The following is a 22,679-nucleotide window of genomic DNA, read 5'->3' as shown; positions in this document are numbered from 1 at the left end:
TTCTTACTGCCCGCGCCACATGACTCGTTTAACAAGAGTAACAGTATACGCCAACCTTATTGGCAATACTTGTATCACGGCGCCAAACGAAAAAAAGCGCCCGATTACTCGGACGCTTGGTTAACGAAGGAGCGGAATAACTTCGTTAGAAAATCAGTAGGCCAAGGCCGATTACGACACCTGAACCTAACAATGCAAGTAAGCAGTAGCCCATCACGTCTTTCGCACCAAGACCTGCGATGGCTAATGCTGGCAACGCCCAGAACGGCTGGATCATGTTAGTCCAAGCGTCACCCCAAGCAATCGCCATGGCGGTTTTCGCCGCATCAACACCCAGCTCTGCCCCTGCTGGCATCATCACCGGTGCCTGTACTGCCCATTGACCACCACCAGACGGTACAAAGAAGTTCACAATGCCCGCACTTAAGAAAGTGAATAGTGGAAACGTAGTTTCATTAGAGATGGCCACAAACCCTTGAGAGATAAGACTGGCAAGACTGTCCCCAGTGCTGCCCACTGCCGTCATCATGCCCATGATGCCCGCGTAGAATGGGAATTGAAGCAAGATTCCAGAACAGTTTCTCGCACCGTCCGATACCTCTGACAACAAGCTCTTAGGTGTGCCATGAAGTAAAATGGCGGTGAACAAGAACACAAAGTTAACAATGTTTAGGTTAAGCGCGAAGCCATTTTTTATGAAATACACCACCACAAACACATAACCCATTAGACCGATCAAACCAGACAACACACGGCTGTTTTCCATGCGCTCTGCGGGGGTCATGTTAGCCTTGTCTAAGGGTTGCTCAGGGTTCTTGTCGATCAGCTCAGAGGTATCAAACTCGATGGTATCCTGTGGCGCTGGGTGCATGAAGCGGTTCAACACTGGGATGGTCACCAACATCACCAGCAAGATGGTAATGTTCATGGGAGAGAAAATGGTTTCCGACGTCGGAATGGCAGAGGTTACCGCACCATTGGTAACGGCTTCAATGTTTGAGCCACTGGCAATGGCTAATGGAATCGAGCCTGATAGGCCAGCATGCCAAAATAAGAAACCGCTGTATGCGGAGGCAATCAATAGACGGTAATCCACACCGCGTACTTTGGCGGCTAATTCACGGGCAAAGATGGCCCCAACAACAAGGCCAAAACCCCAGTTTACCCAACAGGCAATGGCACTGGTAACAGTGACGAGTAAGATGGCTTGGCTTGGGGTTTTGGCAATGCCTGCCATCATGGCAAGTTTGCGCTTAAAGGCGGGCGCGCTCGCCATAGCATGACCTGTTACCACAACCATAGCCATCTGCATGGAAAAGCTAAGTAGCTTCCAGAAGCCACCGGCCCATGCTTCAACCACCTGAACGGGGCCTTGGCCAGTACTTGGCATCACCAATGCAAACACCACAAGGGTCAGAACGATGGCAAAGATAAAAGGATCCGGCAGGTATCTTTGCAGGAGCGTCACGAAGAAATAGCTTAACCGCTGCAACGCAGTTTTTTGTGTCGTCAATTGAGACATGGTTTTTCCCTATTTTATAGTTATTTTAGGCAGGGCTTGTGGCCCTTTTTTAGTTTTTCATTTTTAGTGCTTAGCGCTGAACTGGCTTAATGTGCTTGGCTGATCAACATGGCAACACCCATGCCACCACCAATACACAAGGTCGCAAGTCCTTTTTCTGCTTTTTGCTTTTGCATTTCATGAATCAGTGACACCAACACGCGGCAACCTGAGGCACCGATGGGATGTCCTAGGGCAATCGCACCGCCATTGACGTTGACGCGATCAGCGGTCAGTCCTAACTCTTGGCTGACACATAGAGCCTGTACCGCAAAGGCTTCATTGGCCTCAATGAGATCCAGATCTTTTACTTCCCACTGGGCTTTGCTTAACGCTTTTTGGCTCGCAGTAATGGGGCCTGTACCCATGATTTGTGGATCAACCCCTGACGTGGCTGAGCCTTCGATGGTGGCTAAGATTGGCAAGCCCAAACGTTTTGCTTCTTCATCCGTAGTGACCACGACCATGGCTGCGCCGTCGTTCAGGGTCGAAGCGTTGCCTGCGGTCACCGAGCCAGTTTTAGTGAACGCAGGACGCAGACCACTCAAGGACTCCGCACTGCTATTGGGACGAATTTGTTCGTCTTCGCTCACTACAATGGGATCCCCTTTTCGTTGGGGGATAGCGATGGGCAAGATCTCTTCTTGAAAGCGTCCTGAGGCTTGAGCCTTGGCAGCTCTTTGCTGAGACATGGCCGCAAAGGCGTCTTGTTGCTCTCGAGTGATCTGCCATTGATCGGCAATGTTTTCGGCGGTTTGACCCATATGGTAATCATGGAAGGCATCCCAAAGGCCATCACTGATCATGGTATCAATCATGTTCCAGTGGCCCATTTTTTTGCCACCGCGGCTATTAGGTAATACATGAGGCGCTTGGCTCATGCTTTCTTGTCCGCCCGCGACCACCACTTTAGCGTCCCCATTGAGCACCGCTTGCGCCGCCAATTGAACCGCTTTAAGCCCTGAGCCACAGACCATGTTCACCGTCATGGCTGAGATATGATTAGGCAAGCCAGCATTTAACGCGGTTTGTCGAGCTGGATTCTGGCCACAGCCAGCGGCTAACACTTGACCTAGGATCACCTCGTCAATCTGCTTCACTAGGGCTGGATGCTTTTTCAGTAAGCCTTGCAATACTTGTGTGCCGATCTGAACCGCAGACAGAGGTGACAATGCCCCTTGAAATGCGCCAATAGCACTACGACCTGCTGCAACAATCACTGCTTTCATGGTCGATTCTCCTTGTCTCGTTGTCTTGTCAAAAGACGCTGCTTACGCAACCGCCATTTCTGGGACATGATCTGGGATCACCAGCTTGCCCGCTGTTTTTTCTTGGATCTCTTCAACCGATACGCCCGGTGCTCGCTCTTTTAGTACGAACGCCCCGTCTTCGATTTCGATCCATGCTAGATCCGTTAGCACTTTTTTAATGCAGCCTTTGCCGGTCAAAGGTAAAGCACAATCCGCCAAAAGCTTAGATTCACCGGTCTTTGATGCGTGGGTCATGGTCACAATGATGTTGTCCGCACCAGCCACCAAATCCATAGCGCCTCCCATGCCTTTCACAAGCTTGTTGGGAATCATCCAAGACGCAATATTGCCGTGTACATCCACTTCAAATGCGCCTAATACGGTGAGGTCCACATGACCACCGCGTATCATGGCAAAGGATTCTGCTGAGGAGAAAATCGATGCACCCTTGATCGCCGTAACCGTTTGCTTACCCGCGTTAATCATGTCTGCATCCAGTTGATCTTCGGTTGGGAACGCCCCCATACCCAGTAGACCGTTTTCTGATTGCAACATAACTTCCATGCCTTCAGGCACATAGTTGGCCACCAAAGTGGGGATGCCGATACCTAGGTTTACGTAAAAACCATCACGTAACTCTTGGGCCACACGTTGTGCCATTTGTTCTCTTGAAAGAGCCATAGCCACCTCTTGTTTTTGTTTAAATGGATAAATCGTTATGAGCGTACTGCGACTTTCTCAATGCGCTTTTCAAATGTGCCTTTGATCACACGGTTTACGTAGATACCCGGCGTATGAATTTGAGTAGGTTCTAGCTCCCCTACTTCTACGATCTCTTCCACTTCTACAACGGTAATCTTGCCTGCGGTGGCCGCGAGAGGGTTGAAGTTCTGTGCAGTATGGCGATATACCACGTTGCCAAAGCGGTCGGCTTTCCAGCCTTTCACAATGGCAAAATCACCTTTAATGGCGGGCTCAAGCAGATACTCTCTGCCATCAATTACACGGGTTTCTTTGCCTTCCGCCACTGGGGTACCCACACCTGTTGCGGTGTAAAATGCAGGAATACCTGCGCCGCCAGCGCGAATCTTTTCGGCCAATGTGCCTTGAGGGGTCAACACAACGTCGATCTCGCCGCTAAGCAGTTGCTGCTCGAACAGGTTGTTTTCACCCACATAGGACGCGATCATTTTTTGGATTTGTTTGTCTTCAAGCAAGATACCGAGTCCGAACCCGTCGGAACCACAGTTGTTGGACACTACGGTCAATTGCTTAGTTTGACGACGCTTAATCTCTGCGATTAAGTTCTCTGGGATACCGCAAAGGCCAAAGCCTCCGGCGATTATGGTCATGCCATCTTCCAGGCCATCCATGGCCTCTTCGTAAGATGTAACTACTTTGTCAAAACCTGCCATCACGACTCCTAATTATTATTGTGCGATGAATACTGTCTGGAATGTCTATGGCAAACAGTTTGACTTATCAGTTCGGATTAATTAATTTTATTTTTCATATATATTGATAAATAAATCAAATGAATATCAAGCAAATCAAGGCCTTTTTGGCGGTGGCTGAGTCCCTTAGCTTTGCCCAAGCAGCCCATCAATTACACCTTTCTCAACCTGCTCTAAGCCTTGCTGTTAAAGGCTTGGAAGACTCCTTGGGAGGCAAGTTACTGACCCGCACCACACGCACTATTTCCCTGACTCCAGAAGGGGATGCCCTAGTCCCCATCGCAAGGCGGCTGTTAGCACAATGGCAGGATGCGGAAGACGAAATGAAGCAACGCTTCGCTTTGCAGCTAGGCAAAATATCCATTGCAGCCATGCCCTCCTTTGCAGGCTCTTTGCTTCCCAAAGCCATCCAGCAATATCATCAGCGCTTTCCAAACATTCAAATCGCCATCGACGATGTCCTGTCAGACATGGTGGTGGAGCGAGTGGCAAACAACAGTGTGGAATTGGGGGTGACCTTTGAACCCAATCAAGCGGAAGGTCTAACGTTTTACCCCCTTTATCGAGATGAATTCATCGCCATTCTGCCTCAGGGACATGTGTTAGCAGAGCAAACGGAACTCACTTGGCAGGCGCTGTTAGCATACGATTTTATTACTCTGCAGCGACCATCGAGCGTGCGTACCATGATTGAAAAAAGCCTGAAAGACGCCCAGATTGATTTAGCCGTGGCATTTGATGCTCACCAACTTACGACGGTAGTGAGAATGGTCAGTGAAGGAATGGGGGTAGCGGTTGTCCCCGCAACCTGTCGTCAGCAAATCAGGGAACAGGGGGTACTGGAACGCCCTATTACCCATCCGACGATTGAGCGAACCGTGGGGGTCATCTGTAAACCTCGATCCATGTTATCCATCGCTGCTGCCGCTATGCTCGACACGCTTGTGGATGCCTACGCTCATACTCAACAATAAGCTGAGATGGCAAATCCTGGCTGGAAAACTGAAAATAGCAGAAAGCATCAATCCGCCTGCTTGATCGATGCTTTTTTGCTTTTGGGGCGCACTTCACTGAGCAATAACCCCGCCACCACAAACACGCCCCCAAGCATGGCAATGGCAGGCAAACGCTCCCCTGCAATACGACCCACAATGCCCGCCCAAACAGGCTCTCCCGCATAAATAATAGCGGCGGTAGAAGACTCCACACTGCGTTGCGCCCAGTTCATCGTGAGTTGGATCAAAGCACTGGCAAGCCCTAAGCCCACAATTAATCCCGTCAACTCCCAGGAAAAATCAGGCAACTGGGTTTCCCCCACAAACGGCATGGCAATAAAGGCAAAGATCCCTGCAAATAAAAGCTGCAGGATGGTGACATTTTTGAGATTCACATGGGGCGCGAAGTGGCTAATAAAGATGATTTCAAACGCCAACGCTATGGTGCCAAACGCTGTGATCACATGACCAAAATTCAGAGTCTGAGCACTGCTACCCACCCCAGATAACAGCATCAAACCTACAAATGCCACCAAGGCTCCCACACAGGTCATGTAATGGGGCACCTTTTTAAACACCATAAAGACAATCATTGGCACCAAGGGGACATATAACGCCGTAATAAACGCCGATTCACTACTGGTAATGTATTGCAAGCCCGTGGTTTGAGAGCCATAGCCCAGGGTAATGGACGCTCCAATGGCCATGGCTGCAACCACATCTGCACGACTGATGCGGCGCAAGGAATGATAAGAGATTAACGCAATGGCAAGAGAGGCTGCGGTAAAACGACTGCCCACAAAAAACATCGGCGTACTTAATGTGAGACCCACTTTAATCACGTAAAACGTGCCACCCCACACCATAGTGACTAGCACCATGGCTAATTTTGGGCCCAGCAATCTAGCCATTAAAGGGTGAGACAACACAGAAGACATAACCAACAACCTTGCCGAAAAGGCTCCTATACTGCCTGAGCGCGGCCTGAAAGGCTACGCCCTCACCTTTGAATCCAATTTTATAGGGGGTCAGCTAGGGTCTTGGCCAGTGCACATGGTGTTCGTCAATGACAAACTTATGCCGGTGTCGTTGCTTACTGTGATAATGGGGATGAATATGGGGCTCAGGGCCTTCCCAGCCTTGATGCTCATGCTGATGATGTTCATCGTGAACGTGGGGGTGTAAATGCTCCATGGCCGGATGTTCATGCCATAGGGTCTGTTGATCATCATGACGCCAAACCACCCATGCCAAAATGGTCGCGGCACCCGCTAACACAGCCAAACCTAAGAAGGCTCCGTTGATACCAAAGCGACTACCAAACCAGCCAGCTAGAAAATAGCCCAGCAACCACATGCCGTGAGTTAGAGCGAAATTTGCGGAGAAATAATCATTGCGATCACTCTCTTTACAGGAATGTCGAACCACCCGCCCCGTGGGAATCAAGATCAAGCTAGAGCCGAAACCAATGACCGCCCATAAGGGCATCATTTGCCAATAATTCGGCTCCCCTAGCCCAGCGAGTAAGGCCACTGTCAATAATCCAGCGCCACTAAGCATGACCCTTCGATCAGACCAATGATCTAGCACACTGGGCAAGATAAATGCCGCCAACATAGAACCCACACCCGCGGCCAGCATGAGCATAGGGACAAACTCCTCTCCCATGCCAAGCTTTACTCGCACATACACGACACTGTTGACGATCACCATAGCACCTGCTGCAGATAACACTAGGTTAAGTAGCAACACACCCCGTAAGCGTGGCGTCTTAAGGTAACTTTTTACGCCAAAAGTGACCCGTTGCCAGATCCCACCACTGCGATCACTTAAGGCCCCTTTGGGCAATGCTGCTGACAACAAACAACACGCCGCTAACACAAAGGCGATGGCATTTAATTCAAATAACAACTGATAGCTGGTGAACAATAATAAAAAGGCCGCCAATGCCGGGCTAAACAAGCTCTCCATCTCCATGGCAAGGCGAGATAAGGTCAACGCACGAGTGTAATCTTTGTCATCGGGTAAGACATCTGGCAGCAGGGCTTGATACACCGGGGTGTAGCCCGCCGCCATACTATTCAGGAGAAACATTATTAAGAAAAATTGCCAGACCTGATCGCAAAATGGCAGCAGTGCCACCAAACAAGCACGCCCCACATTCAGACCCGCAAGCCAAGCCTTGCGGGGCAACTGGCTGGCGTATCCCCCAACCACAGGCGCCACCAGTAAATAGGCCACCATCTTGATGGACAAAGCGATGCCCAATACCCAACCAGCCTGACTGGGGTCCAACTTAAAGGCAAGGAGCGCCAGCGCAACTGTGGTCAAACCCGTACCTAATAAAGACGTCACTTGTCCTAAAAATAGCCACCGAAACGTGGCGATTTTAAGTGGCTGAAGCATCTCCATTTCAAGCCTCCAAAACTAAAGTATGAACGATTAACGTCTTTGATCAACCAGCTTTCCGTCGACCAAGGTAACTTCCCGAGTGGCAAGTTGAGTCACCAGATCTCCATCGTGGGAAATAATCACCATCGCTTGAGGTAAGCATAGCAAGGTATCAATTAAACGCTGTCGTGCTTGGGTATCCAAGGCATTGCTCGGCTCATCCAGCAGTAACACATCAGGCTCCATGGCAAGCACAGACGCTAGGGTGATCATGCGCTTTTCTCCCCCAGAAAGCTGATGAGTAATACGCTCCTCAAACCCCGCCATCCCCAAAGAGGCCAACGTTTGCTTAGCAATCTCTAACGCTTGATTACGGGTTTTACCCAGATTCAATGGCCCAAAGGCCACGTCTTCCAACACCGTGGGACAAAACAACTGATCGTCAGGATCCTGAAATAAAAACCCGGCCCGAGCGCGCACTTCAACGAACTCTTTTTCCACATTGCGCTCTGCACCAAAGGCCCAAACCTGACCCGCCTTCGGCTTTTTCAACCCTACCAGAAGATGCAAAAAGGTGGTTTTACCTGCCCCATTTGGCCCAGTCAACGCGACTCGCTCGCCTTTCTTTAAGGTGAAATCCACCTGATCTAACACCACCCCACGTCGTGGATAACGATAACTAAGACCCATAACACTGATTAAAGCATCTGACTCAACCATAAAAATTCAGTCCAATTAAAAGGGTCAATAACACACTAAAAAAGCCACTAAACACAACGTCTGACCGTGTGACTCTCATGTCATCATAGAGGTAAAACTTGCCTTGATAACCTCGGCACTTCATGGCGTCCATGATACGTTCCGAGCGCTCAATGGAGTGCACCAACAGCATGCCGACTAAATAACCGATGGAGCGCCAAGTATGGCGATTGGTCGAAAGGACAAAGGCTCTTGCCTGCATGGCACGGCGCATGCGCTTATATTCTTGCCCAATCACATCCAAGTAACGCACAGTAAAAAGCATCAAATGCACCAGTTTATCTGGCACTCGCAACCGCGCCAAGGCATGACCTAGATGACTAGCACTCAAGGTTCCCAGCAAGGCTAATAATGCCAACACCACCGCATGGGCCTTAAGTAAAATCATCAAAGCATGCAAAAAACCGGCTTTGCTGGCAGACAAGCCAAGCAGGGTAAACCATGTTTCTCCTGGAGTCGTAAAAGGCAACAGAATGATCAAAAAGATCATAAACATGTCCATGGCGATGACCCGTCTCAAGGTACGCCTTAGATTTAACCGAGCCATCAAGGCCAATATCAGTGCCACACCCACCCCTGCGGTGAGTGCTATAAAGCTATGGGACAAGACCACGGTAAGGGCAAAAGCACACACCAACACCACCCGCACTCTGGGATCCAGACGGTCAATGGGAGACGGTCGATGTTTAACGGTCTGCCCTTGCCATGAGGTACCACTGTGCTCAAGATACTGAGGCATTATCCGTATCCTGCTGAGTGGTTTTTGGCTTGTTAGCGTTTAATTGTTGCTGACGGTGTCGCCACCAAATGCCTAACCCACAAAGCCCAAAAATGTATCCGATTCCCCCAATGATATCCTGAAGACCCGCTTTGGCTTGGTAAGCGGCCAATTCTTGGCGTAGAGGTTTTACCTGCTTGGCTACAGCGGCTTCAATCATTTCTGATAATTGAGCGTGATCAGTAGAGTTCACCGTTCCCCCTTGGCTGCTGGAGACGGGTTGAGATTGCCTTTTAGCCCCGCTCCCGCCCCCAAGAGAAGCCGGAAGCTGATCTGCAGGCAACAGCATCTCTGCCACATGCCCCGCACTCAGATTTGCATAAAATGCATAATCCATACGCTCAGAGGCTTGATAGGAAAACAGCCCCTCTCCATCGGTCTTAACACGATCTAGCTCATTTCCTTGTGCATCCGAGACAATCACCTCGGTGCCTTCAGGGGCCATATCTCCATTGGAAAAGCCAATCTCACCTTCGATGGTTGAGCCAATGGCATACACCCCACTGATGACGTTATGGGCATGAGCATTGTAAGACAGGCATATGAGCATCAGACAAGCCAGCCTTTGGCCCGTTGCAATCAATCCCTTAGCCATACACACGCTCCTCGTCTAGACCGAGGAATTCAGGCTTCACCTTACGAATCAGCAACACCGCCGCCGCGGTCACAAAACCTTCCACCACCATCACCGGAATATGAGCAACAAAGGTCGCTTTCGCCGCCAACACAAAGGCTTCCCCTGACATCATCAATGACAAGGCCACCATTAGGGTCGTGACAATGATGGCGCCCGCCCCGCCTATGGCTCCCCACACAGCAGCCACTTTGGGAGAGGACGCACTGATCCCATGACGACACAGGTAATACATCAACACCGCTGGCAAGGCGATATTAAGGGTGTTCACACCGAGCACCACAAAACCGCCAAAGCCAAAAAACACGGCTTGTAAAAACAAAGCTACTAATAACGCAGGGAACGCCGCCCATCCCAGAGCCAATCCAATCAAGCCATTTAAAATCAAATGCACACTGGAAAAACCAATGGGTAAATGAATGTAAGAAGCGATAAAAAAGGCAGCGGACAACACGCCAACCTGCGGCAAATGGTCATAGTCCATCTTCTTCAGACCCAAGGCGACGCCACCCAAGGTCAGTATGGCCCCTGTCGCCACCACGGGGATAGACAAAGCCCCATCAACTATATGCATGATGTCTTTCTCTGGTTAATTAACAGGATGGGCTTGCACCCAGATGACCGCATCTTGCGATAACTCTTTTCCTTGGTATTCGGTATCAGTGCCTACCCCAAGGGCAGCAAAGCCCCACTGCCCAGCCTTAGGAATGCCAAAGGTAAAGGTGCCATTGGCATCGGCAAAAAGAGTCATAGTGATAAAGGCATCCGCAGGAGGCTCAATTTTTGCCTCTTGAGCAAAGCCATTGGTCGCCATATCAGGCTCGTAGTTCACGTATTCCACTTCAATCTCTGCAAAAGGGACAGGTTCACCTTCGCTTCTGACGACACCGGTAAACGTGCCTCCTTCGTAAATGGCATAGGGCTTAGTCAAAGGCACGATTTCAGCCTTTAAGCCAAAATCTTGATTCCAGTCTGTTGGCAAACTGCCCACGTTGACGATGGATTTGGTGATCTGCTGGATATAGATATCTTCCGACGCTTCGTAATACGGCGCCATCTCATAGATGAACACGTAATCCCCCAAGCCACGCAAGCGTACATCTGCCTCATAGGCATCACCTGTATTGCTTGCACTGGTCCATTTGGCAGGCTTGACCGAGTTCAATAGATCCGTGGTCTTGCCTTTTTTAACCATATAAAAGGCCTGCGGCGGATCCACCGCCATCACATGCCCGCTTTCGGACGGATGGGTAAAAGGCAACTTTAAGGTGATCTGACCGCCGCTATCACGCAGTAGCTCCGGGGTATAAAGCATTTGAAAATGCGCTGACGCAGCACTGGCGTACACGCCCGCACCGGCCATCAAAGACAGGGTAAATTGTTTAAACAAAAGTACTCTCCAACAATATAAAACGTCGGAGTTGGGAGGATAAGTATTCTCAGCAGCGATGCATCCTTACTCGGTGAAGCCCTCCGCAACACCATGGTAAATCCTCATCAGGCTGGTATCCGGACTCATCAGCATGAGACTTAAATGCTCACAGTCCCCTCACCTTCCCATGACGAGCACAGTGGTCTTTGAAGGGGGCATAACCGATTTACCGTTGCGGGGGCAGTGTTGGGATAGCCACTAAATAGCGCACCAACTTCCCGAGTCTAAAAGACTTGTACAAAGTACGACCTAACGAATCCTAATAAGGTACGTTTGGCTCAAGCAAATTGCAACTGCGCGGTTTTGTCATTGGGATGAGTAGAATGCATACACCCGCCCCAATGTCCCGAACCCCTAAGGAAACTCTAAACTGCCTAAATACTCCTGAAACTCCCCAATCACCCTTTTCATTTCCACCTTAACATTATTCAGCAAGGGGGATTCCCGCCCTATTGCTTGGCAAAGGTATAAATCAGAGGTAATACCCGGAGGCAGATCAATGGCACGGAAACACAGATTTTCCATTCGTTGAGCACAGGCTGACATGGGCACTAATGCCAACCCAAGTCCCTGATTTACCATGGCCAGCATGGTTTGGGTCTGGGAGACTTCTTGGACAATGGTAGGCTGGGAATGGGTTAAAGCAAACAGAGCTTGATGCACCTTATGCAGCACCCCGCCTCGATACCATGAATACCCCACAAAGGGTTGTCCATCTAAATCCTGCATGGTCACTTTCGGCTGCACCGCCAAAGGATGATCCTTATGCACCACCAAGATGAGGTCTTCGGTCAGTACTCTAACGGACTCAATATCCTTGCCTGATTCATGGCTGCGGGTTAAACCAAAGTCAATTTCCCCACGGCGCAGCCCTTCAATGATTTCATAACTCATCATTTCCACCGATCGAATGGAAATGGTAGGCAAGGATTTATTCAGCTCAGACACCACTTTGGGCATCACGTCGATGGCGGAAGAAGGCACTGCCCCCACATGAACTTCTCCTAGTTCGCCACGCTCGGCCTGTCGGGCTTTAAGCACAGAATGCTCAGTACTGAGAAGAATTTCGGTGGCACTTTTGTACAGGCTTTCCCCTGCTGGGGTGAGTGTGACATTGCGGTTGGTTCGCTCAAATAAGCGACAACCAACGGCGTGCTCAAGCAGCTGAACCTGCCGTGATAAGGGAGGTTGCGTCATGTTTAATCGAACAGCCGCTTTGCGAAAATTCAGCTCTTTCGCCACCGCAACAAAGCAACGCAATTGATGTAATTCAATGTTTCCACTGGCCATGGTGTGATCCTTTTTTTGTTTTTATCCAAGCCTTGATTCAAATCTTATATCAAATCAATCCAACTTTGAAATATACACCTTGGCAGAAATTGCTAACCTCAATATCGCTGTCTCAACCACCTTATGCAGGCGTTGGGGGCAACAAGGCTACCTCCCAACGTGTAGGGAACCTGAAACGAAAAATCGAGGAGAATAAAAAAAATGAATTCGAAACGTATCATGCTAGCCACGGCGATTATCGCCACTACGACTTCGGGCTTCACCCTCGCAGCCAACCCATCTGATCTAACGGTTGTGCTGTCAGAGGAGCTGGATGTGGTAGAACCTTGCATGGCCGCACGCTCAAACATTGGTCGTGTTGTCTTGCAGAACATCTCTGAAACCGTGACTGAAATGGTACCAGGTGAAGGCCTAAAACCTCGCTTGGCCACTCAATGGGAAGATCAAGGTAATGGCACATGGCGCTTTCACTTGCGTAACGACGTGTCATTCAGCGATGGCACCCGCTTTGATGCAAAAGACCTAGCGCACACCTTGACCCGTCTCACCTCTGGCAAAATCGTATGTGAAACGGGTGCCAAGTACTTTGGGGGATTTGAACTAACAACTCAGATCCTTGACGACTACACCATTGATATTAAAACCGTTCCAGCCCAGCCAATTTTACCGCTGCTGATGTCAACCGTCGCCGTGGTGCCTAACGAAGCACCAGAGGATAAATTCATCACCAAACCAGTGGGAACAGGCCCTTACGTGTTTGACGAATACGCTCGTGGTCAACATATCAAGCTCTCTGCCAACCCTAACTACTGGGGCGAGCAACCTGCGGTGAAGAAAGCGACCTATGTATTCCGTTCAGACAGTGCCGTGCGTGCGGCTATGGTGCAAACGGGTGAAGCAGACATTGCGCCAAACATCGCCCTTCAAGATGCCACCAATGATAAAACAGACTTCTCTTACCCTAATTCAGAGACCGTCTACCTTCGCATCAATAATGGCACGGCACCGCTAAACGACACTCGCGTACGTCAAGCGTTAAACTATGCCATTGACCGCGAGGCCTTCATTGGCACCATCTTAGCGGATGGCACCTTGATCGCGACAGGCATCACACCTCCTTCAACCCTCGGTTACGACAAAGATTTGAAGCCTTATCCCTACGATCCTGATAAAGCTCGGGCGCTGCTTAAGCAAGCCAAAGCGGATGGGGTTAAAGTGGATACAGAAATCACCATGATTGGCCGCACAGGTAACTTTGGCAACGTGCTTGAAACCTTAGAAGCACTCCAGTCTATGTTCCAAGAAGTGGGCTTCAACGTGACCTTGCAAATGTACGAAGTGGGCGAATGGAATAACTTCTTCTCCAAGCCGTTTCCTACGGACAAAGGCCCCATGATGGTCCAAGCCCAGCATGATAATGCCAACGGCGATCCAGTGTTCTCGATGTTTTTCAAATACGGCAGTGACGGCCTCCAGTCCGGTGTAACCGATGCCAAATTGGACAAGATGATTGCCAAGGCAACGGCCGAGTCCGGTGAGACCCGTGAAGCCCTGTGGGGCGAGGCATTCCGCTACATCTATGAGGATGCCAAAGACGTGCTCTTGTTCCACATGGTGGGCTTCACCCGTGTCGGCGAAAACCTCGACTTTGTACCGACCATCAAGACCAATAACGAGCTTCAGCTCTCTCAAATTTCGTTTAAATAAATTTGTGGTCTAGCAGGCAGAGCGCCATGGGCTCCATGGCGCTCTGTCCTCACCCACTTGGTTAGGAAACTCTCATGAAACACGTTTTTTTAAAACGCGCCCTGGGCAGTGCGCTCTCACTTTTGGGCTTGGTTGTGCTGGTGTTCTTTTTATCCAGACTGACCGGTGACCCAACTGCTCTGTATTTACCGATTGATGCTTCCATGGAAAGCCGTGAGCAATTCCGTGAGTTACACGGCCTAAACGACCCGATTCTGATGCAGTTTGGCCATTACGCCACCGACTTATTGCAAGGGGATTTTGGGGAGTCTATTCGCCGCTCAGCGCCCGCATTAGATGTGGTGCTTGAAGCCTTCAGTTGGACCCTTCAACTGGCCGCTATCACCATGGTGCTGGTGATCTCAGCAGCCATCATCGTGGGCTCCCTTGCAGCGTTTCACGTAGGTGGATTGTTTGATCGTATTGCTACCTTCTTCTCTCTAGTCGGTGCTAGTGCCCCTGATTTTTGGATCGCCATTGTTGCAATTGTGGTCTTCTCCGTAGGGCTTGGCTGGGTGCCTACCTCCGGCACAGGGTCCATCCTTCACTGGATCTTACCGATTGCGGTGCTCTTCATCCGCCCCTTTGGTTTGATTGTGCAGGTGGTACGCGGCTCTATGATCAGCGCCCTTGGGTCTGCTTACGTTAAAACTGCCAAAGCCAAAGGCATTAAAAATCGCTCTATTATTTTCGTTCATGCCTTGCGCAATGCCATGTTGCCCGTCATCACGGTAGCAGGTGATCAGGCCGCCGCATTACTAAACGGTGCCGTGGTCATCGAAACCATCTTTGGCTTCCCTGGGGTTGGCAAGCTGATGATCGATTCCATCATGCAGCGAGATTTCACCGTGGTGCTTGCCGCCATCATGGTCACGGCGTTAGCGATTTTCATCATGAACCTCTTGATCGACATCGTTTACGCCATCTTGGACCCACGGATTAGGTACTGATTTATGACGACTTTAGTAACGCCTGCACAGGCGACTCCGACTCATCCTGCGCTGACCACATTACGCATGTTGTGGCGCAATAAAGTAGCCACCGCTGCCGCCATCTTTGTTGTGCTGGTGGTGATCACTGCAATATTTGGCTCCAGCATGCTGGAGGATATCGCCACCAAGCAGAATCTGCGTGGCCGTAACTTACCACCATTCGACTTTTCTAAGGATTGGTTGTACTGGCTGGGCGGGGATGCTCTGGGGCGTCCGTTGCTCGCACGCATCATAGTCGCATCAGGCAATACCATCCTAGTGGCCAGTGGCGCGGTATTTTTCTCATTGACCATTGGTACCCTGTTGGGATTAATCGCTGGCTATACCTCGAAGAACTTAAGCCAAGCCATCATGCGTCTGGCTGACGTGATCATGTCCTTCCCTTCATTGCTGTTGGCAGTGATCGTGCTGTACATGCTGGAGCCATCGGTTACCAACTTGATCATAGTGTTGGCAATCACGCGCATTCCGATTTACCTGCGAACCACCCGCGCGGAAGTACTGGAAATTCGTAAACGGATGTTTGTGCAAGCGGCACAAGTGATGGGGGCCTCAACCCTACGCATCGTATTCCGACACATTTTGCCAGTGGTGTTTCCAACCATTGTCACCATCGCAACCCTCGATTTTGCCTTTGTGATGTTGGCGGAATCTTCTTTGAGCTTTTTAGGTATCGGCATTCAGCCCCCTGAAATCACTTGGGGATTGATGGTGGCACAAGGTCGCTCTTATCTAACGACCGCATGGTGGCTGTCGTTTTGGCCAGGGCTTGCAATCATTTTAACCACTCTATCACTCAACCTACTGTCCAACTGGATGCGCATTGCCTTTGATCCAGTACAACGCTGGCGTCTTGAGATCGAGAGGAAGTAACCATGAATCATCTTTTAGAAACCAAAAATCTGTCAGTGGACTTTCATACCGCTGGTGGCACTGTGCACGCAGTACGTAATGTTAATTGGCACTTGGACGCTGGTGAAACCCTCGCCATTCTTGGGGAATCCGGTTCGGGTAAATCTGTTTCTGCGTCCGCCATCATGAACCTTATCGACACGCCTCCTGGGGAGATCGTCTCAGGGGAGATTCTTTACCAAGGTAAAGATGTGCTGAAAATGTCCACAGAACAAAGACGCCAGCTGAATGGACATAAAATCGCCATGATCTTCCAAGATCCCCTCAGCCATTTGAACCCTGTCTATACAGTGGGATTTCAAATCAGTGAAACCATGATGGCTCGTGGGGTTTCCAGGGCCGAGGCCCAGGAACGTACCCTACAGCTCATGGAGCGAGTCGGCATCATTGAGCCCCATATTAAGATTGATGCTTACCCCCACCAGTTTTCTGGGGGGCAACGTCAGCGCCTCATGATCGCCATGGCATTGGCCTTTGAGCCCGATGTCTTAATCGCAGATGAACCCACCACGGCATTGGATGTGACCGTACAAGAGCAAATTTTGAAACTGCTCAAAGACCTGCAACAAGAAACAGGCATGGGCATCTTGCTGATTACCCACGATCTGGGGGTGGTTGCCGAAGTGGCGGATCGTGTGGTGGTGATGAACAGTGGCGAAGTGGTCGAGACAGGCTTAGCCAATGATGTGTATCGTCGCCCTTCTCATCCTTATACACAAAAACTGATCAGTGCCATTCCTGGCAGTGGCGAGTTGGCTCAGCCCCTGCCCGATTCCACACCCAATATTTTGGAAGTGAACCAGCTCTGCAAAAGCTATGGCAACTTTCATGCCCTGCAAAACGCGTCCTTTACCATAGGTGAAGGGGAAAGCGTGGCCATCGTAGGAGAGTCTGGTTCAGGAAAATCCACCCTAGCTAAGTGTTTATTACGCTTAGAAGACACCAGTGAAGGCACAGCTCTGTACCGTGGCAAAGACCTACTTTCCCTCAAAGATAAAGAATTACTGAAGATACGTCGTGATATCCAAATGGTGTTTCAGGACCCTACCCAGTCCCTTAACCCACGTATGAGCATCTTTGACTTAATCTCAGAAGCCTTTGTGATTCACCCAGACATCTTGCCTAAAAGTCAGTGGAAATCCCGTGTGGCGGAACTCTTAGAACAAGTAGGCTTATCTGCTCAGCATATGAGCCGCTATCCCCATCAGTTTTCCGGTGGTCAACGACAGCGAATTGCCATCGCTCGAGCCCTCGCCCTAGAACCTAAGTTAATTGTCTGTGATGAGGCCGTTTCGGCATTGGATGTGTCGATTCAAGCCCAAGTAATCAACTTGCTCACGGACTTACAACAAAAGCTTGGCATCAGTTATCTGTTTATTGCCCATGATCTGCCATTGGTTCGAGATTTTGCCCATCGCGTGATCGTTATGCGCGGTGGACGAATCGTGGAACAAGGCACAGTCGAGCAAATTTTCGAACACCCACAAGAAAGCTACACCCGCAATCTATTGGCGGCTTCCCTTCATCCAGATCCAGAAGTCCAACAACAACGCCGCCAAGAACGTCTATTGGAGACCGCCTAATGTTAAAACCCAATGTACTGGTCATGTACCCCACTCGTCCAAACGCTATGGCGCAATTGGCTCAGACTTATCAGCTTCATCGCTACGATCTAGCAGAAGATAAAGACGCCTTCCTGCAAGCCCATGGACCAGATTGTGTCGCCATCGTAACCAACGGTCATACGGAATTGACCCGTGACCAGCTGGAATACTTGCCTAAGCTAGAAATCGTCTGCTGCTCTTCGGCTGGCTTTGAATACATTGATGTGGCCGCCCTCACCGAGCGCAGCATTCCTTTTACCAATTCTTCTGCGGCGTTATCAGACGATGTGGCGGATTTGGCCTTGCTGCTGGCTTTGGCTTGTCGACGTCAATTAGTCAAAGCACACCAGTATGTCACGTCGGGTGAATGGGGCAAACAGGGCATGTACCCCCTATTAAGTTCCATGGGTGGCAAAAAGGTCGGCATCGTTGGAATGGGGCAAATCGGCAAAGCCATTGCAACCCGATTCTCTTGTCTAAATGCCCATATCGGCTACACCGCCCGTTCCGAAAAGCCATTGGATTATCACTACTTCTCGGACGTCACAGCCCTTGCCGATTGGAGTGATGTCTTGATCGTGATCGTCCCCGGTGGCGCTGCCACAGATCGCATGATTAACCAACAAGTATTACAGGCTCTAGGACCAAAGGGTACTTTGATCAACGTGGCTCGGGGATCTGTCGTGGATGAGGCGGCACTGATCGATGCCCTATCGAACGGTACGCTTGGGGCAGCGGGGTTAGACGTTTACCAAAACGAACCCAACCCTGATCCGGCCTTAACCCAGCTCCCTAACGTGACCTTGTTCCCCCACCATGCGAGTGGCACCACCGAAACCCGAGATGCCATGGCTCAAACCGTTGTCGACAACTTGGCCGCCCACTTCGCGGGGAGCCCACTGCTCAACCAAGTGTCATAACACCCCATTCAAGGTGTCCTGTAGAGCGAATGACTGATTCGTTCTCGCTTCGCCCGAATGAGTCATTCATTCGGGCGTTTTTTTAGTTACCAGTCTCCTATTGGATTATGGCCAATCAGAAAATCCTGCTTCTGACAGCTCATTTTGTTCAGTGGTTTTGACCGCATAGTGACGCTTAAAATGACTGGGAGAATGTCCCATCTCTTTTTTAAAAAAATGACTGAATTGACTCGCGTTGGAAAAACCCAGTCGATTAGCAATCACTTGAATCGAGTCAGAAGACTTTTTTAATCGAAGAGTGGCTTCCATCAAGATGCGATGATTGATGAGCTGCAAAGGCGATTTTTGTAGGTTTCGTTGGCAAATAGCATGGAGGCGATCATAGGTCATCGCCATAGCTTCACAATAGAATGAGACCGTCCGACGATTGCGGTACTCCACTTCCACTAACTGGCGAAACTGCTGCAATACCAGCTCATCAGGAGAACGCACAATGGGTTTTGTATCCATATTACTCAAACGATAAATGCAAATCAGCAACACCCGTATTAATGAACAGATCACATTTCGAGAGCGCTTATTCGCCGTGGCAATTTCCACTTCAATCAAACGCAACAGAGGCAAAAACTCCTCTGTAATACTCTGCTTGTTGCATTGAGTGATAGAAAACTGGCGCATGAGCACATCCAACTTTACGCTGTCATGATCTGCTCCTGTCACCAATGCGGTCAGATCATCACTGTATCCCAGTATCCAAATTTGACTGCCCGGCGGCACAACGACCTTGGCGGATTTTTTATGGGGAATACAGAAAATGGAGGATTCAGTTACCTGATGGGTCTCATCCATGACGACAGACACCTCCCCCCATTGCACCCAGCCCATAAGGTTAAAATCCCTAAAACTGTCTTGCCCAGTACTAAAGGTACGAGTTTGTAGACTCGACTTAATGGACTCAAAACGCACCATCGAACCAATGATATTTGCCAGCATTCGGATACCTTTTGGGTTATTTTCGACTCAAAAACCAGAAATCAACAACATTAAACCATTTTTTGACATATCGAGAACAATAATTGCTGTTAACCTGTAAGAAATCACTCAGCTCGTTGACAATAAATTTAATAATAATCAGGGTGAAAACTTGAACATGGCATACACCAATATCGACCTAAATGACGCGCCTAAAGTGGATCTGTTTATCAATGGACAGTTCACTCCTGCCAGTGCAGGAGGCTACTTTGAACGACTTGATCCAAGCACGGATTTAGTGGCTTCAAGGGCTGCCTGCGGACGCCGAGACGATGCCGAACACATGGCAGCCGTCGCCTCTGCGAGCTTTCCAAAATGGTCGGCTATGCCAGTCACAGAGCGAGCCAAAATTCTACGCCGAGCGAAAGACCTCATACCAAGCTACCGGGATCGCTTTGCCACCCTCATGCTCCGAGAAATTGGCGCCGTGGAACAATGGGTCGACTTCAACATCAGAGTGGCCACAGAAGCATTAGAAGCCGCTGTGGATCTAGCCCTCAAATACCCAACCGCACCCAACGACAACGAGAACGAACACTCTTTTATCACCCGTCACCCAGCGGGAGTTTGCTTGGCTATTGCCCCTTGGAACGCCCCTATTGTATTAGCGGTAAGAGCCATTGCCTTTCCGCTGGCGTTTGGTAACAGCGTCATTTTAAAAGCATCCGAACTGTCGCCTGCCACCCATTCATTGATCGCCGAAGTCATGCAAGAAGCGGAGTTACCGAATGGTGTTCTGTCCATCATGACCAATGCGCCAGAGCATTCCGAAGAAGTGGTTGCGACCCTGATTGCGCACCCTTCCATACGTCGTATCAACTTTACTGGCTCCACACGAATTGGCCGCGTGATTGCGGGGTTGGGCGCACAGCACCTCAAGCGGTGCTTGCTTGAGCTTGGGGGGAAGTCACCACTCATCGTACTCAAGGATGCGGACCTTCAACTGGCGGCAAAAGAAGCCATCTATGGAGCCTTTTTAAATCAAGGTCAAATTTGTATGGCAACGGATCGGATCATTGTTGAGCAAGCAGTAGCCGATGAATTTATTGGTATTTTAAAACACTTGGCAGAAACATTGATCGCCGGTGACCCACGACACGAAGGGGTAAAATTAGGACCTGTCGCAAGCCCCTCCATTGCTTCAAGACTGTCCGCTCTGATCGAAGATGCACTGGATAAAGGAGCAACCCTAGTCTCTGGCACGCCCCGTCGAGGACAATTCATCGATGCCACTTTATTGGATCACGTGACCCCCATGATGCGTATCTACTCAGAGGAATGCTTTGGCCCCATCGCCGGAATCTATCGAGTAGATTCACCAGAAGAAGCCATTACGGTTGCGAACAATTGCGAATATGGCTTAGCCGCTGCGATTTTTACCCGCGACCTGACCCTAGCTAGACAACTGGCCAACCAGATTGAGTCGGGCATTTGTCACATCAACTCAACCACTGTCAAAGATAATCCTGCCATGCCATTTGGCGGGCTCAAATCGAGCGGCTATGGCCGTTTCGGTAGCGATGCATGTGTCGACGAATTCACCGAAATTCGTTGGATTACTTGCGCTCCACCCTCGTAAAGCTCTCCGTTTAAGACATTTCTAAAACAAAAATAACGCCAAGAGGTTCTTATGAAAGCACGTCTAATAGCCCCGTTCGCCCAAAATTTGGGAAAAACCTTGCTCTGCGCGGCAACTGCAACCGGCATGTTGTGGTCAGCCAATATTGTCGCCGCAGATGAGGACACCATTCGAATTGGCTTTATCAGCCCCAGAACAGGCCCACTCGCGAGTTTCGGTAAAACAGATGGTTTTGTCTTGGAACAAGCGCGCAAGTCTCTCGCAAAGGGTCTGACAATCGATGGCAAGCACTATCAGGTGGAAATTCTAGACCGGGATACGCAATCTGATCCCGCTCGGGCTGCACAACTGGCCAAAGAGCTGATTAACCAAGACATAGATTTGATGCTTGCTATTTCGACACCTGAGGTGATCAACCCAGTGGCTGATGCCAGCGAAGCAGCAGGGATTCCTTGTCTATCCACGGTGATGCCTTGGGAAGCTTGGTACTACGGCCGAGGCGCCAAGCCTGGAGAACCTAGCCCCTTTAACTGGACCTACCATTTTGGGTTCGGCACAAACGAGTTCTATCAGACCTATTTGTCCCAATGGTCCTTGCTTGATACCAATAAAAAAGTGGGGGTCATGTACCCCAATGATGCTGACGGAAATGCGATCCGCGCCGTATTAGCGCCACGCATAGCCGAAGCGGGTTACACAGTCATTGATCCCGGCGCTTATGAAACAGGTACATCTGACTTCTCTAGTCAAATCGCTCTGTTTAAAGCCGAAGGGGTCGATATCATTAACTCCTTCCCTATTCCGCCAGATTTCGCAGCATTTTGGCGTCAAGCAGCGCAACAAGGACTACATCGTCAAATCAAAATCATTCAAATCGCGAAGACCGGATTATTCCCATCGGACATCGAGGTACTGGGTTCCCTTGGACCTAAGATCGCATCTGCCGCCTATTGGCATAAAACCTTCCCTTACACCTCGCCACTTACGGGCTTGAACGGTGAGCAGCTAACGGACATGTGGGAAGCGGAAACCGGTGAACAGTGGACGCAACAGTTGGGAGCCACCCTATCCCTTTTGGATGCGGGGACGGAAGCACTTAAGCACTCAAACAACCCCAAATCCCATGATGCCATTCGTGATGCCATCGCAAGTCTCAATGTCACCACCATTGCCGGCAAAGTGGACTTCACCTCAGGCCCCGTTCCAAACGTTGCCTCTGGCCCTATTATCGGCACCCAATGGATCAAGGGAACCGGCAAACACAAGCTGGACTATGTGGTAACAGAAAACGTCACCGATCCGAATGTCGAAGTGTCTCACACCCTGCAACCTTATAACCGCTAACAGGAC

Annotated in this window: 21 protein-coding genes and 1 riboswitch; of the genes, 8 read left to right on the top strand and 13 right to left on the bottom strand. The window is 50.0% G+C overall.

What is annotated here, in order from left to right; translation table 11 throughout:
- Positions 1-145: 145 nt before the first annotated feature.
- The 4 genes from ACFQ45_RS17160 to ACFQ45_RS17145 form a co-directional block, all read right to left on the bottom strand.
- Positions 146-1,522, bottom strand: a complete 1,377-nt coding sequence (locus ACFQ45_RS17160) for a short-chain fatty acid transporter (RefSeq protein WP_377369912.1) — start codon at positions 1,520-1,522, stop codon at positions 146-148.
- A gap of 86 nt (positions 1,523-1,608) precedes the next feature.
- Positions 1,609-2,790 (bottom strand): acetyl-CoA C-acetyltransferase, encoded by a 1,182-nt coding sequence (locus ACFQ45_RS17155; RefSeq protein WP_377369910.1) that lies wholly within the window; start codon positions 2,788-2,790, stop codon positions 1,609-1,611.
- 42 nt (positions 2,791-2,832) lie between these two features.
- Positions 2,833-3,492 (bottom strand): CoA transferase subunit B, encoded by a 660-nt coding sequence (locus tag ACFQ45_RS17150; RefSeq protein ID WP_377369908.1) that lies wholly within the window; start codon positions 3,490-3,492, stop codon positions 2,833-2,835.
- 35 nt (positions 3,493-3,527) lie between these two features.
- Positions 3,528-4,226 carry a CoA transferase subunit A gene (locus tag ACFQ45_RS17145; RefSeq protein WP_377369906.1) on the bottom strand — a complete coding sequence of 233 codons (699 nt, stop codon included), beginning with the start codon at positions 4,224-4,226 and terminating at the stop codon, positions 3,528-3,530.
- A 119-nt stretch (positions 4,227-4,345) separates the two neighbouring features.
- On the opposite strand from ACFQ45_RS17145, the gene ACFQ45_RS17140 reads away from it, so the two are divergent.
- On the top strand, positions 4,346-5,239 hold the full coding sequence (locus ACFQ45_RS17140; RefSeq protein ID WP_377369904.1) for a LysR family transcriptional regulator: 894 nt from the start codon (positions 4,346-4,348) through the stop codon (positions 5,237-5,239).
- Positions 5,240-5,286: 47 nt separating this feature from the next.
- Here the strand turns inward: ACFQ45_RS17140 and ACFQ45_RS17135 are convergent, their stop codons facing one another.
- The 8 genes from ACFQ45_RS17135 to ACFQ45_RS17100 form a co-directional block, all read right to left on the bottom strand.
- Positions 5,287-6,198, bottom strand: a complete 912-nt coding sequence (locus ACFQ45_RS17135; RefSeq protein ID WP_377369902.1) for a DMT family transporter — start codon at positions 6,196-6,198, stop codon at positions 5,287-5,289.
- 94 nt (positions 6,199-6,292) lie between these two features.
- Positions 6,293-7,672 carry an MFS transporter gene (locus tag ACFQ45_RS17130; protein WP_377369900.1) on the bottom strand — a complete coding sequence of 460 codons (1,380 nt, stop codon included), beginning with the start codon at positions 7,670-7,672 and terminating at the stop codon, positions 6,293-6,295.
- Positions 7,673-7,702: 30 nt separating this feature from the next.
- Positions 7,703-8,371 carry an energy-coupling factor ABC transporter ATP-binding protein gene (locus tag ACFQ45_RS17125; RefSeq protein ID WP_377369898.1) on the bottom strand — a complete coding sequence of 223 codons (669 nt, stop codon included), beginning with the start codon at positions 8,369-8,371 and terminating at the stop codon, positions 7,703-7,705.
- The gene (gene cbiQ / locus ACFQ45_RS17120) at positions 8,364-9,149 is read right to left on the bottom strand and encodes a cobalt ECF transporter T component CbiQ (RefSeq protein WP_377369896.1); all 786 of its coding nucleotides are present in this window, start codon (positions 9,147-9,149) and stop codon (positions 8,364-8,366) included. Before cbiQ ends, ACFQ45_RS17125 begins: the two co-directional genes overlap by 8 nt.
- Complete coding sequence (locus ACFQ45_RS17115) at positions 9,133-9,783, bottom strand: hypothetical protein (protein ID WP_377369894.1); 651 nt, start codon at positions 9,781-9,783, stop codon at positions 9,133-9,135. Before ACFQ45_RS17115 ends, cbiQ begins: the two co-directional genes overlap by 17 nt.
- Entirely contained in the window at positions 9,776-10,396 is a 621-nt protein-coding gene (gene cbiM, locus ACFQ45_RS17110; protein WP_377369892.1) for a cobalt transporter CbiM, read from the bottom strand. The genes ACFQ45_RS17115 and cbiM overlap by 8 nt, the downstream gene beginning before the upstream one ends.
- Positions 10,397-10,411: 15 nt before the next feature.
- Positions 10,412-11,212 (bottom strand): DUF4198 domain-containing protein, encoded by an 801-nt coding sequence (locus ACFQ45_RS17105; protein WP_377369890.1) that lies wholly within the window; start codon positions 11,210-11,212, stop codon positions 10,412-10,414.
- A 93-nt stretch (positions 11,213-11,305) separates the two neighbouring features.
- Positions 11,306-11,522, bottom strand: a riboswitch (cobalamin riboswitch).
- Positions 11,523-11,608: 86 nt separating this feature from the next.
- Entirely contained in the window at positions 11,609-12,544 is a 936-nt protein-coding gene (locus tag ACFQ45_RS17100) for a LysR family transcriptional regulator (protein ID WP_377369888.1), read from the bottom strand.
- 201 nt (positions 12,545-12,745) lie between these two features.
- Between ACFQ45_RS17100 and ACFQ45_RS17095 the strand changes: the two genes are divergently transcribed.
- The 5 genes from ACFQ45_RS17095 (at position 12,746) to ACFQ45_RS17075 (ending at position 18,718) form a co-directional block, all read left to right on the top strand.
- A complete protein-coding gene (locus ACFQ45_RS17095; protein WP_377369886.1) occupies positions 12,746-14,251 on the top strand; it encodes an ABC transporter substrate-binding protein in 1,506 nt (501 codons plus the stop codon).
- A 74-nt stretch (positions 14,252-14,325) separates the two neighbouring features.
- Positions 14,326-15,240 (top strand): ABC transporter permease, encoded by a 915-nt coding sequence (locus ACFQ45_RS17090; protein ID WP_377369883.1) that lies wholly within the window; start codon positions 14,326-14,328, stop codon positions 15,238-15,240.
- Positions 15,241-15,243: 3 nt separating this feature from the next.
- Entirely contained in the window at positions 15,244-16,155 is a 912-nt protein-coding gene (locus tag ACFQ45_RS17085; RefSeq protein ID WP_377369881.1) for an ABC transporter permease, read from the top strand.
- Positions 16,156-16,157: 2 nt separating this feature from the next.
- Complete coding sequence (locus ACFQ45_RS17080; RefSeq protein WP_377369879.1) at positions 16,158-17,777, top strand: ABC transporter ATP-binding protein; 1,620 nt, start codon at positions 16,158-16,160, stop codon at positions 17,775-17,777.
- Positions 17,777-18,718 carry a 2-hydroxyacid dehydrogenase gene (locus ACFQ45_RS17075; RefSeq protein WP_377369877.1) on the top strand — a complete coding sequence of 314 codons (942 nt, stop codon included), beginning with the start codon at positions 17,777-17,779 and terminating at the stop codon, positions 18,716-18,718. The genes ACFQ45_RS17080 and ACFQ45_RS17075 overlap by 1 nt, the downstream gene beginning before the upstream one ends.
- 105 nt (positions 18,719-18,823) lie before the next feature.
- Here ACFQ45_RS17075 and ACFQ45_RS17070 read toward each other — a convergent pair whose 3' ends face one another.
- On the bottom strand, positions 18,824-19,711 hold the full coding sequence (locus ACFQ45_RS17070) for a helix-turn-helix domain-containing protein (protein ID WP_377369875.1): 888 nt from the start codon (positions 19,709-19,711) through the stop codon (positions 18,824-18,826).
- Between the two features lie 157 nt (positions 19,712-19,868).
- Here ACFQ45_RS17070 and ACFQ45_RS17065 point away from each other — a divergent pair, with 157 nt between their 5' ends.
- Together ACFQ45_RS17065 and ACFQ45_RS17060 are read left to right on the top strand one after the other, a co-directional pair.
- Complete coding sequence (locus ACFQ45_RS17065; protein ID WP_377369873.1) at positions 19,869-21,329, top strand: aldehyde dehydrogenase; 1,461 nt, start codon at positions 19,869-19,871, stop codon at positions 21,327-21,329.
- A gap of 51 nt (positions 21,330-21,380) precedes the next feature.
- The gene (locus tag ACFQ45_RS17060; protein ID WP_377369872.1) at positions 21,381-22,673 is read left to right on the top strand and encodes an ABC transporter substrate-binding protein; all 1,293 of its coding nucleotides are present in this window, start codon (positions 21,381-21,383) and stop codon (positions 22,671-22,673) included.
- Positions 22,674-22,679: the final 6 nt, after the last annotated feature.

The sequence above is a fragment of the Rhodanobacter aciditrophus genome (assembly GCF_042679525.1).
Lineage (GTDB): Bacteria > Pseudomonadota > Gammaproteobacteria > Pseudomonadales > Marinomonadaceae > Marinomonas > Marinomonas aciditrophus.
Note: the sequence above shows the minus strand (reverse complement) of the source record. Positions and strands in the feature narration are given on the sequence as shown.

Bases quoted from the DNA above. Each gene is read 5' to 3' on its own strand.
- ACFQ45_RS17160 (WP_377369912.1), bottom strand. From the start codon at position 1,522: ATGTCTCAATTGACGACACAAAAAACTGCGTTGCAGCGGTTAAGCTAT.
- ACFQ45_RS17155 (WP_377369910.1), bottom strand. From the start codon at position 2,790: ATGAAAGCAGTGATTGTTGCAGCAGGTCGTAGTGCTATTGGCGCATTT.
- ACFQ45_RS17150 (WP_377369908.1), bottom strand. From the start codon at position 3,492: ATGGCTCTTTCAAGAGAACAAATGGCACAACGTGTGGCCCAAGAGTTA.
- ACFQ45_RS17145 (WP_377369906.1), bottom strand. From the start codon at position 4,226: ATGGCAGGTTTTGACAAAGTAGTTACATCTTACGAAGAGGCCATGGAT.
- ACFQ45_RS17140 (WP_377369904.1), top strand. From the start codon at position 4,346: ATGAATATCAAGCAAATCAAGGCCTTTTTGGCGGTGGCTGAGTCCCTT.
- ACFQ45_RS17135 (WP_377369902.1), bottom strand. From the start codon at position 6,198: ATGTCTTCTGTGTTGTCTCACCCTTTAATGGCTAGATTGCTGGGCCCA.
- ACFQ45_RS17130 (WP_377369900.1), bottom strand. From the start codon at position 7,672: ATGGAGATGCTTCAGCCACTTAAAATCGCCACGTTTCGGTGGCTATTT.
- ACFQ45_RS17125 (WP_377369898.1), bottom strand. From the start codon at position 8,371: ATGGTTGAGTCAGATGCTTTAATCAGTGTTATGGGTCTTAGTTATCGT.
- cbiQ (WP_377369896.1), bottom strand. From the start codon at position 9,149: ATGCCTCAGTATCTTGAGCACAGTGGTACCTCATGGCAAGGGCAGACC.
- ACFQ45_RS17115 (WP_377369894.1), bottom strand. From the start codon at position 9,783: ATGGCTAAGGGATTGATTGCAACGGGCCAAAGGCTGGCTTGTCTGATG.
- cbiM (WP_377369892.1), bottom strand. From the start codon at position 10,396: ATGCATATAGTTGATGGGGCTTTGTCTATCCCCGTGGTGGCGACAGGG.
- ACFQ45_RS17100 (WP_377369888.1), bottom strand. From the start codon at position 12,544: ATGGCCAGTGGAAACATTGAATTACATCAATTGCGTTGCTTTGTTGCG.
- ACFQ45_RS17095 (WP_377369886.1), top strand. From the start codon at position 12,746: ATGAATTCGAAACGTATCATGCTAGCCACGGCGATTATCGCCACTACG.
- ACFQ45_RS17090 (WP_377369883.1), top strand. From the start codon at position 14,326: ATGAAACACGTTTTTTTAAAACGCGCCCTGGGCAGTGCGCTCTCACTT.
- ACFQ45_RS17085 (WP_377369881.1), top strand. From the start codon at position 15,244: ATGACGACTTTAGTAACGCCTGCACAGGCGACTCCGACTCATCCTGCG.
- ACFQ45_RS17080 (WP_377369879.1), top strand. From the start codon at position 16,158: ATGAATCATCTTTTAGAAACCAAAAATCTGTCAGTGGACTTTCATACC.
- ACFQ45_RS17075 (WP_377369877.1), top strand. From the start codon at position 17,777: ATGTTAAAACCCAATGTACTGGTCATGTACCCCACTCGTCCAAACGCT.
- ACFQ45_RS17070 (WP_377369875.1), bottom strand. From the start codon at position 19,711: ATGCTGGCAAATATCATTGGTTCGATGGTGCGTTTTGAGTCCATTAAG.
- ACFQ45_RS17065 (WP_377369873.1), top strand. From the start codon at position 19,869: ATGGCATACACCAATATCGACCTAAATGACGCGCCTAAAGTGGATCTG.
- ACFQ45_RS17060 (WP_377369872.1), top strand. From the start codon at position 21,381: ATGAAAGCACGTCTAATAGCCCCGTTCGCCCAAAATTTGGGAAAAACC.